An 11628-nucleotide genomic window follows, 5' to 3' on the forward strand; every position below is an offset into this window, starting at 1 on the left:
TGTTATATATCAGGACTCGGTGATCTTCTCGACCACCGCGGTGAGGCTGCGCTGGTCCTCGGCGGGGATCTGGGCGACGAGCTCGTTGAGCCGCCTGGTGACCTCGCAGTGGGTGCTCACCGCCACCCGGCGCCCCTCTTCGGTGAGCTCGACATAGGTCACGCGCCGGTCCTCGGGATCGCGCCTGCGCACGATCAGGCCCCGCTTCTCCGTACGGTCGACCAGCCCGCTCAGGTTGGACTTCTCCAAGTGCATGATCTTGCCCAGGTCGCTCATCCGCACCCGATCCCGGACGATCACGGCGCACACCAGCTCGGTCTGCTGCGCGGTGAGGTCATGACCCCGGCCGATGTCGTTGAACATGTGCAGCACATGGTGCGACAGACCCACCAGGGCCGTGGCCAGCTCCCTGGTCTCGGTCACGTCGATCTCGGTCATCTCGCCTCCAGGCCTCAGGCTAGCCCACTTGCCAACACCCCTATGGTTCATGATAAGAACTGTTCATAATCTGAACCATTCTGGAGGACACCATGACAGCGACCGTTACCGTGATCGGCGGCGGATACGCGGGCATCACCGTCGCGAAGGCCCTGGACGACGTGGCCGACGTCACCCTCGTCGAACCCCGCGACACCTTCGTCCACAACGTCGCGGCACTGCGAGCGGTGACCGACCCGGTGTGGGCCGAGCGGCTTTTCATCCCGTACGACGGCCTGCTGACCCGGGGCCGGATCCGGCACGACCGGGCGGTCAGGATGTTCGGCTCGGCCGTGGAGCTCGGCTCGGGTGAGCGGGTCACGTCCGACTTCGTGGTGCTGGCGACCGGCTCGCGCCACACCTACCCGGCCAAGCTCGACGTGGACGACAGCGTGGACGCCCGCGCCAAGCTCTGGGCCACGCACGAGGCGCTCTCGCGGGCCACGCGCGTGCTGCTGCTCGGCGCCGGGCCCGTGGGGCTGGAGTTCGCCGGGGAGATCAAGGCCGCCTGGCCGGACAAGCACGTCACCGTCGTGGATCCGGCCACGGAACTGATGCCCGGCGGGTTCCCCGCCGAGTTCCGCGAGGAACTGCACCGCCAGCTCGCCGCACTCGGCGTCGAACTGCTGCTCGGCACCGCACTGACCGAGCCGCCGCCGACCGCGCACGGTCAGGCCGCCCCGTTCACCGCGACCACGCGGGCGGGCGCCGAACTGAGCGCCGACATCTGGTTCGCCTGCTACGGCGCCACGCCCAACACCGGCTACCTCGTCCCCGGCCGCCGGCTCGACGTCACCCCCGAGCTGCGCCTGCCCGGCAGCGACACGATCTTCGCGCTCGGCGACATCACCAGCGTGCCCGAGATGAAGATGGCCCGCCTCGCCCAGCGGCACGCCGAGGTGGCCGCCGCCAACATCCGCGCCCTGATCGACGGACAGACCAACCTCACCGCCTACGAGCCCGCCCATGACGCCATCGTGCTGCCCCTCGGCCCGCGCGGCGGCGTCTCCTACGCGCCGGAGGCGGGCGTGCTCGGCGCCGAGGCCACCGTGGGCATCAAGGGCGAAATGTTCCTCGACACCTACCTCGACCTGCTCGGAGCGGAGGCGGCACGATGAAGACCTTGTTCGGTTTCGGCCTGGACGACGGCCAGTTGCTCAGCCAGGCCGTACAGGCCGATCGGGAGGGCCTCGACCTGGTCACCGTCTCCGACCACCCGTACCTCCACGACCGCCTGGACGCCTACGCCGCCATAGGCATGGTCCTCGGCCGCACGAACACGATCACCGCCGCCGTCAACGTCACCAACGTCCCGGCCCGGCCCGCCCCCATGCTGGCCAGGACCGTCACCGGCCTGTCCGCGCTGTCCGGCGGGCGGGTCGCCCTGGGAGTGGGCGCCGGTGGACTGTGGCGGGAGATCGAGAAGCTGGGGGTCGAGCCGCTGTCTCCGGCGCAGGCCGTACGGGCGCTCGAAGAAGCCATCACGGTGGTACGCGCGCTGTCCGGCGGCGGCGGGCCGGTCACCTTCGACGGCGAGTTCTACCAGGTGAAGGACCTGATCCCGGCGGCCGTCCCGACCCCGCCCATCTGGACGGGCTCGGTGGGGCCCAAGTCGCTGGCCGTCACCGGCCGGGTGGCCGACGGCTGGATCCCCGGCCACGCCGCCGACTGGCGGAGCGACCGTGTGGCCACCTCCCGCCCGCTGATCGACGAGGCCGCTGAGAAGGCCGGACGCGACCCCCGCGACGTCGCCACCATCTACAACCTGCCCGGCCGCATCACCACGACGCCCCTGCCCGCCACCCGCGACGCGAGCGGCCGGTGGCGCGGCGGCTCGGTCGCGCAGTGGGTGGAGGAGCTCACGAGCGCGATCCTGGAGTACGGCGCGGCGGGCTTCACCTACTTCCCCATCGCCGACGGAACCCCGGCGACCACGGCCCTGAGCCGCTGGGCCACCGAAATCGTCCCCGCCGTCCGAGAGGCCACCCGTGCCTGAACCGTCTACTTGAGCTTGACGACGGCGTCCTTCAGCCGGACGAGGTCGCGTTTGCGCGCCTCGTACGTGGCGCCGACCACCAGCAACAGCATGCCGCCCACCGCGATGGGCACCCACCGGGGCAGCGCCGTGACCAGCCCGGCGACCCACGGCGCCAGCTCCCGGACGGCCACCGCGACCAGCGTCAGCGCGCCGAGCACGGCCGGGGCCTGCAGCCGGTGGCGGGCTCCGGCCACGGTGACCGCGAGCGCCGCCGCACCCAGCAGCAGCGACCGCAGGGCCGTCGGCTCGGCGAGCAGGCTCGGCCCGAACGTGAACACCAGCCCCGCCCCATAAGCCTTCCACGACGACCCCTGCCGCCCCCGCAACCAGCCGATCCCGAGCAGCACCAGCGAGAACGGCAGCGTGTAGGCCTCGACGACCGTCACCTCCTCCGCCCACAACCGCATCCAGGAGGACACCAGCAGGAACCCGGTCCCCAGATACCCGATGGCCGGCACGCGCTTCCACGCTGCCGCCGCCACCGCGACGACGCCCGCTCCGGCGCAGACGAGGCTGGCCGTACGCAGGCCGTGGGCGGCGGCGACCACGCCCACCTCGCCGACGGCCAGCACACTCGCCAGCGCCACCCCGGCACCCCCGCCACGCCCCCAAGCACTCGTGCCCGCCGCCACCCCGGCCAGGATCGCCAGCGTCGTAATCGTCCCGGTCTGCGTGGCCGCCGCCCCCGCAACAGACAGCACGCCCAGCCAAACCGCCACACCGATCGCGAGGTCACCCGCAAGCGCCCACTCCCCGCCCGCCGTAACGCGCCGCGCGGCAAGCACCGCCGCCACCACCGTGGCCAGCAAGAGCAACCCCAAGCTCACCTGGTACGGCAGGCGAACCGTCACCGGCACCACCGCCACCACCACCCCGGCCACGACCACCGCGACCGCCGGCCGAGTCGCCACGACCAGCACAGCCCCGGCCATCACAACCGCGAGCAGCGCCCCCAACCGGCCATCCGGCAGCGAAGGCACCCCACCCCAGGGATCGAGCAGCCCGGAGAAGTTCGCCACCCCCCGCACCACCACGTCCACCACCGGCAGCACCGCCACTGCGGCCAGCACCACGGCCAAGACGCGCCCGAACACCCAGGCCAACCTCAACCCCCCGGCCCCCCGAGCACCAGCACCCGCCGTCGCACCCCCACCCGGCGTCGCACCCGCGCTTTGCCACGCGCCCGCAACCGGCTGCGCACCCCCGGCCTGCCGCACGCCCCCACCCGGCTCCGCGTCCACAACCGGCTGTGCTTCCGCAGCCGCCTTCGTGCCTGCGGCCTCCTTAGGGCCGTCGGTCTGCGGTGTGTCCGTGGCCGGCTTCGGTGTGTCACCGGCCTGCTGTGTGTTCGTGGCCGGCTTGGGCGTGCCGTACCAGCCGATGAGGGCGAGCACCGCACCGGAGGCGAACCCGAGCGCGGCCGCGTCGCGCACCGCCACCTCCAGCCCGTAGAGGACCGCCCACACCAGCCCCGAACCGCTCAGCGCGGCGCCGGCCAGCGCGGCCGGACGCCGGTACAGCACCGCCCAGGTCACCAGCAGCACGCCGAGCACCGTGTACGTCGCCGCCTCCGCCGCCAGCCCCTCGGTCAGCGCGAGCACCGCCGCCGTCCCGGCACCCCAGGCAGCGGCCGGATACCTGGTCGCGGCCACGCTGAGCGCCACCGCGACCAGCAACGGCACCCCGGCCGACGCCGCGTACCCGAGCCCGAAGGCCGCCGGCACCACCAGCAACGCCGACAGCGCGAGAACGAGCCCGCCCCCGGACACCAGCCCCGAGAGGTCAGAAGCCGAGACCCGCGACGTCAGCACACTCCACCGGCGAGCGGCCACCACGCACACGACGGCCGCCACCGCCAGGAACACGACACCCGGCCGCGCGAGGGCGAGCTGGGCGACTTCCCACCGCGTACCCGCCCACACCGCCGACACGTTGCGGAACGGCATGAGCAGCGCGTTCAGCACGATCATCACCAGCGGCAGTCCACCCAGCACGACCATGACCGCGCCGGAAACCACCCCGGCCCGCCGGATCACGACCGGCAGCCACAGCGCCGCGACCATGACGACCATCGCCGCCAGCGGGTACGGCAGCAGTTGCCACGAGGAGTTCAGCAACGGCCGCACCGGCGAGCCCAGCGCGAACATCAGGGCCAGCCCCGCCAGCCCCAGCGGCAGCCAGCGCATCAGCGGAACCACCCGCATCCCGACATATACCCCCGCCGCCGCCAGCACCACCAGCAGCCCGGCCGGAGCCCACACCAGGTCGCCCACCACCGACTCCACAGCGGCCACGAACACCGCCGCGAACGCGCTGATCCCCAGGCAGATCGCGGCCGTCACCCGGATCTCGACGCGCTTGGCGCGGCTCCAGACGGCGGCGTCGAGCAGGGTCGCGGCGGTGAACGCGGCGGCCGTCCCGGTCGCGGTCGAACCGAACCACATGATCATGGGCACCTGGGCGAGCAGGATCGCGATGATCGGCGCCACCCGGAGCGGCAGCACCCTGCCGTACACGGCCGCCCCCGCCGCGACCACCGCGATCACGCCCGCGCCGTAGTCGACCCAGGACAGCCCGCCGAGCAGCCCGACCCGGTGCGCCGCGTACCCGTCCAGCGCCATCAGCGCCAGCGCCAGCACCCCGACGGTCTCGGCCGTGGCCGTCAGCCCCCGCTTGAGCAGCAGCGCCGGTACGGCCAGCGCCACCCCGGTCACCACGACCAGGATCGCGCCCCGCCCGGCGATGCCCAGGTAACCCCAGCTGACCACCGTGAACACCACGGCCGCGACGGTCAGCAGGAGCCCGCCGAGGATCAGCAGCAGATTCTGCGCAGTCCGCCGCGAAACCTCCGCCGACCCCGCCCGCCCCCCAGCCCCACCCGGCACCCCAGACGGCATGGGCGGCATGGGCGGCATGGGCGGCCGACCCGCCGAACCCGGCGCACCCACCGGCACACCCGGCGTGCCCGGAACGGTCACCCCGCCCGGCACACCCGGAACGCCCGCCGCACCCGGAACGCCCGGCGCCCTGGGGGTGCCCGGCATTCCCGGGGTACCCGGCATCCCCGGAACGGCCGTGGAGGCTCGCCGGGCCCGAGCCCGCTCTTCGCGGAGCAGGCCGAGGAGGTGGCCACGGCGGCGGTGGAGTTCGGCCTCGCGCATCCTGAGGTCGGCGAGGGCGGAGTCGACCCGCCACAGCTCGGCCGCGGTCGGCCCGGCCAGGGGCAGGGCGCAGCGCGGGCAGGCGCTCGGGGTGCCGGGCAGCGGAGCCCCGCAGTCAGGGCACGCCATCACCCGAAATTTCCCACTATCAGGATGCATAGTGAGAATGATGCCGCTGCAGGGCAACCCCGCACCTGGGTGAACGTACTCAGACGTACCTGGGTGGTCCTGCTCAGATCACCGGCTACGGCGCGCGATCACCGCGATGACCGCCGTGGCCCCGACCGCGGCGGCCAGCCAGATCAGGATGTCCTGGCCGCTCAGCCCGCGTTCGTCCTGGGCGGTCTCGGCCGCCGCCACCGACGCCTTCTTCGACGGCGTCGGCGTGGAGCCGGAGGAGGCCAGCGCCCGCTGCGGCAGCGGCACCCGGTAGAGCGGGCTGCGCACCCCCTCGGACCCGGTCAGCAGCGCCTTGCCGTCCGCCGTGTACGCGATCGACTCGGCCTGATCCAGCGGCGGCATCGAGATCTTGGTGATGATGTCGCCGGAAGGCCGGAAGAGGGTGGCGGAGAAGTATGTCCGCACGACATAGGAGGACCCGTCTGGCGCGTAGGCCGCGTCGGTGGCCATCATGGGCGCGGCGGCGGCCTTGCGCAGGATGTTCACGCGCCCGGTCCGCAGTTTCAGCGGCGCCTCGTACACCGCCCCCGAGAACTCCTTGGACACCACCGACAACCGCCCGGTCCTGGGGTTCACCATGATCCCCTCGGCGTTGCGGGCCCCGTCGGCGTACCGGAACCGGTAGCGCACGGCGGGCACCGTGGCGTCCCTCATCGAGGCGGGTTCCATCACCTTGTAGATGGAGATGTCCGGCCAGGCGCCGTCCAGGTTGTCCCCGATGTCGGCGAACCACAACACGCCCCGCCCGGTCGCGGGGTCCTTGGAGGCCGCCATCGCCTCCCAGTCGCGTGCCTGCGCCCCCGACACCCTGAAGGCCGCCTTGGTACGGCCCGCCCCGTCGACCGCGAAGAACTCCGCCGCGGCCGAACTGTCGTTGTGCGTGTAGTAGATCCCGGTGTGCGTCGGCGAGAGGGCCAGCCCGCTCGACTCCGTGATCCGCGCGTCGCGGAAGCTGAACAGCTTCTCTTCCGCCTCATCGGCCAGCGCCATCGCCGGCGCCGCAGGCAGCGCACAGGCCAGCACGGTCCCGGCAATCACCTTAATCCAGACATCCCCCACCCTGACATCATGCCCGCTCCGCGGCCTCGACCATCCCCACCTGGGCACTGTGCTTGCGGAACCCCCAGCTCTGCAACGCATATAGCAGGACGTTCACCGCCAACATGGCCACCCACAACCCGGTGATCCCCCACACCCGCGCCACCGGTATCGCCGCGGCGACGAGCAGGCCGTACCCGATCGCGAAGTAGACCAGCGAGGCGCCGGCGCGCTTGAGCGCCGACAGCCCGAAACCCCGTACGGCCTGGGCCGCGTCCGCCATCGACGACAGCAGCATCAACGGCACCAGCGCGAGCACCGCCGCCCGCACGCCGGGGTCGTCGCTGAACAGGCCGGCCAGCACCGGCCCGGAGACCAGCAGCGCCAGCCCGCCCACGGCCGAGGCGCCCACGGCCAGCACCGCCGCGCGCCGGTTGACCCGCCGCACCTCGGCGGAGGTGGTGGCCCGCGCCATCTCCGGCACCGCCGCCTGCGCCACCGCCAGCGACGCCAGGAACGTGAAGCCGGTGAGCGTCCCGAGCACCGCGTGCGCGGCGGCCTCGCGCACGGTCGTCAGCGTCGCGGCGAACGTCACCACCCCGAGCGCCCCGAACTTGACCAGCACCGTCCCCGCCAGCGGCAGGCTGACCCGCGCCAGCGCGAGGATCTCCGCCACCCGGGGACGCGCCTGCCCGACGGGGCGGCCGAGCGCGCGGCGCAGGCAGACGTTCGAGACGAGCACGCCGGCCAGCCCGGCCGCCAGCCACGCCACGCCCATCCCGTCGAGCCCCCAGCGCGGCACCAGGACCAGCGTCAGCACGATCACCGTCGCGGTGTTGGCCAGGCCGGACCAGAGCACCTGCCGCGCACGTCCGAGCGCGATGAGCACCGTGCCGGCGCCGCCGTTCGACGCCAGCACAAGCAGATCGAGCGCCAGCAGGTACGGCAGCGCCCCCAGCTCGGCCACGATCTCCCGCGGCACCCCAGCGACCCCGGCCAGCAGCGGCACCCCGAGCACCGCCAGCGCCCCGGCGAGGCCCACGGCCAGCGTCAGCCAGCGCGCGTCGCGCAGGATCGGCACCGCCCGTACCGGATCGTCCTTGTGCGGCGCGACGAACGGCATCAGCCCGCGCAGCGCCCCGGCCACGGCGGTGGCGGCGGGGTTGAGCACGGCGGTCATGACGGCGAAGGCGGCCAGCGTGACGGGCGCGTGCCGACCGAGCGCGCCGGCGACGACGAGGGAACCCACCATCCCGGTCACCATGGACAGAAACAGGGGAACAGCGGACCGAAGCAGCACCATCACGACGGAAAGTCATCCTAGCCTGGAGTGCACTCCAGCTACCTAGGGTGATGTCCATGGAATACGTGAACCTGGGACGCTCCGGCCTCAAGGTCAGCCCGCTGTGCCTCGGCACCATGAACTTCGGCCCGTTCACCTCCGAGGAAGACTCCTTCGCGATCATGGACCGCGCCCTTGAGGCGGGCGTCAACTTCTTCGACTCCGCCAACGTGTACGGCCAGTCGGCCGGCCGGGGCGCGACCGAGACCATCGTCGGCAACTGGTTCGCCCAGGGCGGCGGCCGCCGGGAGAAGACCGTCATCGCGACCAAGCTCTACGGCGGCATGACCGACTGGCCCAACGACGGCCTGCTGTCGGCCCTGAACATCAGGAAGGCCTGCGACGCCTCGCTGAAGCGCCTGCGGACGGACTACATCGACATCTACCAGGCCCATCACGTCGACCGCGGGACTCCGTGGGAGGAGTTCTGGGAGGCGATGGACGTCCTGCGGCAGCAGGGCAAGATCGTCTACGTCGGCTCGTCGAACTTCGCCGGCTGGCACCTGGCCAAGGCCCAGGAGGCCGCCCGGCGCAGAAACTCCGTGGGCCTGGTCAGCGAGCAGAGCCACTACAACCTGCTGAACCGGGCGGTCGAGCTGGAGGTGCTGCCCGCGGCCGAGGACTACGGCATCGGCGTGATCCCGTGGAGCCCGCTGGGCGGCGGCCTGCTCGGCGGCATCCTGCGCAAGATGGACAAGGGCCGCTCGTCCTCCGAGCGGATGCTCGTCGAGCTCGACAAGCACCGCGACAAGATCGAGGCCTACGAGAAGCTCTGCGACGACCTGGGCGCCGACCCCGCGCACGTGGCGCTGGCATGGCTGCTCAAGCAGCGCGCGGTGGCCGCGCCGATCATCGGCCCGCGCACGATGGAGCAGTTCGAGAGCAGCCTGCCCGCCCTGGAGGTCACGCTCGACGAGGCGGCGCTGGCCAGGCTGGACGAGATCTTCCCCGGGCACAGGACGGCGCCGGAGGACTACGCCTGGTAGGTCAGGTGACCAGCGCGCCGACGACGACGATCAGCAGCAGAAGGCCGAGCACGATGGGCAGGAGCCAGAAACGGGGACGGTCCACGTTTGAGGAGCCTAGTCGGGCTCCGGAGGTGCGAGCGCCCACTCGGCCAGTGACTCGTACCTCACCTGGGCGCCCAGCGTCGAGTTGACCAGCCGGACCGACTCGGCCCGCCACGGCGAGCCGGTGAATCCGGCCAGCGACTCGACCAGCGCGCTCAGGTCCTGCTCGTGCTTGGCGCGGGCGAGCGTGAGGTGCGGGTGGAAACGCTTCTCGTCGGTCTCCACCGCGCCCGCCCGGCGGGCTCCGGCCTTGACCGAGTCGGCCAGCCGGACCATCGAGCCGCCGGTCACCCCTGCCCAGAAGACCCTGGCCCGGCGTACCGACGAGAAGGCTCCGAAGCCGTCGAAGGCCAGGTCGATGGCGGGGTGGCGGGCTACGGCGCGGGCCAGCCGTACCTGGAGGTCGGGTAGGACGCGCTCGGGCACCTCGCCGAAGAACGCGAGGGTGATGTGCCAGGTGGCGCGGTCCGGCCAGCGCAGGCCCGGCACCCGCCCGGCGTGCGGAGCGATCGCCGTCTCGATCTCGTCGAGAACCTCGTCGGGCGGTACCAGAGCCGCGAACAACCTCATGCGGGCATCATGCCGTGGCGAGCGCCACCCTGCGGCGGGCGCCGATCATGCGTGTCATGAGCAGCGCCATGCCGGTGCCGGCCAGCACCAGCGCGCCCGAGAGCATGACTCCGGCTCTCGGGCCGCCGAACTCCGACAGCAGGCCGACCAGCGGCGCCCCCAGCGGCGCGCCACCGGTGAACACGAGCAGGTAGATGCCCATGACCCGGCCGCGCATCTCCGGCGAGGTGGCGAGCTGGACGCTGGCGTTGGCGGCGGTGTTGACGGTGATCAGCGCGATGCCGGCCGGGACCAGCAGCGCCAGGTAGACCGGGTAGACCGGCGCCACGCCGACCGCGACCAGGAACAACCCGAAACTGATCGCGCCGGTGAGCAGCACCTTCCTGCTGGGCTTGGCACGGCGCGCGGCCAGCAGTCCGCCGCCGAGCGCGCCGACCGCGAACATGCTGGAGGCCAGCCCGAACGACGAGGCGCCCGCGCTGAACACCTCGCGGGCCATCAGCGCGATCGACATCGAGAACGACTGCGAGAACATCGACACGAACCCGATCAGCAGGATCGGCATCAGCAGTTCCTGCTTGCCCAGCACGTAGCGCAGCCCCTCGCGCAGCTGGCCCTTGGCCCTGGGGACGGGCTCGGCGAGGTTCAGCTCCGCCTTCCGCATGAAGATCAGGCTGGAGATCACCCCGGCGAACGTCAGCGCGTTGAGCAGGAAGATCGGTCCGGTCCCGCCCAGCATGAAGATCAGCACACCGGCGACGGCCGGGCCGACCACGCGGGCCAGGTTGAAGATCGAGGCGTTGAGCGCGATGGCATTGGACAGGTCCTTGCGGCCGACCATCTCGACCACGAACGTCTGCCGGGTCGGCACCTCGACGCAGGAGACGAGGCCGAGCGCGAAGGCCATCACGTAGACGTGCCAGACCTGCGCGGTGCCGGTGACGGTCAGGATGCCGATGGCGAGCGCGAGCAGCGCCATGATCGACTGCGCGACGATCAGGATGGGCCGCTTCGGGTAGCGGTCGGCGAGCACGCCGCCGAAGAGGCCGAACAGCAACATCGGGAGGAACTGGAGCGCGGTCGCCGTACCGAGGGCCGCCGCGCTGCCGTGCGTGAGGTCGAGCACCAGCCAGTCCTGGGCGGTGCGCTGCATCCAACCGCCGAGGTTGGAGACGGCGCTGCCGGAGGCGAACAGCCGGTAGTTGTGATTCCTGAGCGACCGGAACATCCCGGTCCTGGGTTCCTCAGGTTCTAGATCTTGCTGAGCTTCTCCAGAATCGGGGCCGCCTGCCTGAGCACCGCCCGTTCCTCCGGCGTCAGTTCCTTCAACCGTTGCGTCAGCCAGGCCTCTTTCTGCCTGCGCTCCTCCTTCAGGAGTTTCAACGCGGCTTCGGTCACGCTCACGGTCACTTGCCGCCGGTCGGTCGGGTGCGGCGTACGCGCGAGCAATCCTCGCTCCACGAGCCCGGCGATCACGCGGGTCATCGAGGGCGGCTGCACCTTCTCGAGCTCGGCCAATTCGCCGGGGGTTATCGCGGAATGCCGTTCCACGGCGGCGAGCGTCGCGACCTGAGTGGGTGTCAGCGAGGACGCCGTCGCCTGTCGTCGTAGCCGCCTGGTCAGCCGCGCCAGTGACACGCGCAGAGCTGAAGCCAGGCCTGCGTCGCTCCGCAGGTCCATCTTTTGGGTGTTCGTTAGCATGAGTCATTACCTTTGCTAACTATATGGGTACCCAACACATTCCCTCCAGGC

10 protein-coding genes are annotated in these 11628 nt (G+C 71.8%); 3 read left to right on the top strand and 7 right to left on the bottom strand.

All coding sequences use genetic code 11. The annotated features are described in order from the left end of the window. Positions 1-9: 9 nt before the first annotated feature. Complete coding sequence (locus ACFWYW_RS18060) at positions 10-438, bottom strand: MarR family winged helix-turn-helix transcriptional regulator (protein ID WP_379618298.1); 429 nt, start codon at positions 436-438, stop codon at positions 10-12. A gap of 92 nt (positions 439-530) precedes the next feature. Between ACFWYW_RS18060 and ACFWYW_RS18065 the strand changes: the two genes are divergently transcribed. Then, a complete protein-coding gene (locus ACFWYW_RS18065; RefSeq protein ID WP_379618296.1) occupies positions 531-1595 on the top strand; it encodes an NAD(P)/FAD-dependent oxidoreductase in 1065 nt (354 codons plus the stop codon). Next, a complete protein-coding gene (locus ACFWYW_RS18070) occupies positions 1592-2473 on the top strand; it encodes an LLM class flavin-dependent oxidoreductase (protein WP_379618294.1) in 882 nt (293 codons plus the stop codon). The genes ACFWYW_RS18065 and ACFWYW_RS18070 overlap by 4 nt, the downstream gene beginning before the upstream one ends. A gap of 5 nt (positions 2474-2478) precedes the next feature. Here ACFWYW_RS18070 and ACFWYW_RS18075 read toward each other — a convergent pair whose 3' ends face one another. The 3 genes from ACFWYW_RS18075 to ACFWYW_RS18085 form a co-directional block, all read right to left on the bottom strand. Then, positions 2479-5835, bottom strand: coding sequence for a collagen-like protein (locus tag ACFWYW_RS18075; protein WP_379618292.1), 3357 nt, complete (start codon positions 5833-5835; stop codon positions 2479-2481). Positions 5836-5913: 78 nt separating this feature from the next. Continuing rightward, a complete protein-coding gene (locus ACFWYW_RS18080; protein ID WP_379641014.1) occupies positions 5914-6915 on the bottom strand; it encodes a hypothetical protein in 1002 nt (333 codons plus the stop codon). Between the two features lie 7 nt (positions 6916-6922). Then, a complete protein-coding gene (locus tag ACFWYW_RS18085; protein WP_379618288.1) occupies positions 6923-8146 on the bottom strand; it encodes a polysaccharide biosynthesis C-terminal domain-containing protein in 1224 nt (407 codons plus the stop codon). A gap of 107 nt (positions 8147-8253) precedes the next feature. Here ACFWYW_RS18085 and ACFWYW_RS18090 point away from each other — a divergent pair, with 107 nt between their 5' ends. Continuing rightward, on the top strand, positions 8254-9222 hold the full coding sequence (locus tag ACFWYW_RS18090) for an aldo/keto reductase (protein WP_379618286.1): 969 nt from the start codon (positions 8254-8256) through the stop codon (positions 9220-9222). Between the two features lie 96 nt (positions 9223-9318). On the opposite strand, the gene thpR is transcribed toward ACFWYW_RS18090, so the two are convergent. The 3 genes from thpR to ACFWYW_RS18105 are packed head-to-tail and all read right to left on the bottom strand — an operon-like array spanning position 9319 to position 11577. Then, positions 9319-9876 (bottom strand): RNA 2',3'-cyclic phosphodiesterase, encoded by a 558-nt coding sequence (gene thpR / locus ACFWYW_RS18095; RefSeq protein WP_379618284.1) that lies wholly within the window; start codon positions 9874-9876, stop codon positions 9319-9321. A 7-nt stretch (positions 9877-9883) separates the two neighbouring features. Then, the gene (locus ACFWYW_RS18100) at positions 9884-11104 is read right to left on the bottom strand and encodes an MFS transporter (RefSeq protein WP_379618282.1); all 1221 of its coding nucleotides are present in this window, start codon (positions 11102-11104) and stop codon (positions 9884-9886) included. A 23-nt stretch (positions 11105-11127) separates the two neighbouring features. After that, entirely contained in the window at positions 11128-11577 is a 450-nt protein-coding gene (locus tag ACFWYW_RS18105; RefSeq protein ID WP_379618280.1) for a MarR family winged helix-turn-helix transcriptional regulator, read from the bottom strand. Between the last annotated feature and the right edge of the window lie 51 nt (positions 11578-11628).

The organism is Nonomuraea sp. NPDC059023 (assembly GCF_042740095.1).
Classification (GTDB): Bacteria; Actinomycetota; Actinomycetes; order Streptosporangiales; family Streptosporangiaceae; genus Nonomuraea.

Coding starts and splice junctions, on each gene's coding strand:
- ACFWYW_RS18090 (WP_379618286.1), top strand. CDS start 8,254: ATGGAATACGTGAACCTGGGACGCTCCGGCCTCAAGGTCAGCCCGCTG.
- thpR (WP_379618284.1), bottom strand. CDS start 9,876: ATGAGGTTGTTCGCGGCTCTGGTACCGCCCGACGAGGTTCTCGACGAG.
- ACFWYW_RS18105 (WP_379618280.1), bottom strand. CDS start 11,577: ATGCTAACGAACACCCAAAAGATGGACCTGCGGAGCGACGCAGGCCTG.
- ACFWYW_RS18100 (WP_379618282.1), bottom strand. CDS start 11,104: ATGTTCCGGTCGCTCAGGAATCACAACTACCGGCTGTTCGCCTCCGGC.
- ACFWYW_RS18075 (WP_379618292.1), bottom strand. CDS start 5,835: ATGCATCCTGATAGTGGGAAATTTCGGGTGATGGCGTGCCCTGACTGC.
- ACFWYW_RS18060 (WP_379618298.1), bottom strand. CDS start 438: ATGACCGAGATCGACGTGACCGAGACCAGGGAGCTGGCCACGGCCCTG.
- ACFWYW_RS18070 (WP_379618294.1), top strand. CDS start 1,592: ATGAAGACCTTGTTCGGTTTCGGCCTGGACGACGGCCAGTTGCTCAGC.
- ACFWYW_RS18065 (WP_379618296.1), top strand. CDS start 531: ATGACAGCGACCGTTACCGTGATCGGCGGCGGATACGCGGGCATCACC.
- ACFWYW_RS18085 (WP_379618288.1), bottom strand. CDS start 8,146: ATGGTGGGTTCCCTCGTCGTCGCCGGCGCGCTCGGTCGGCACGCGCCC.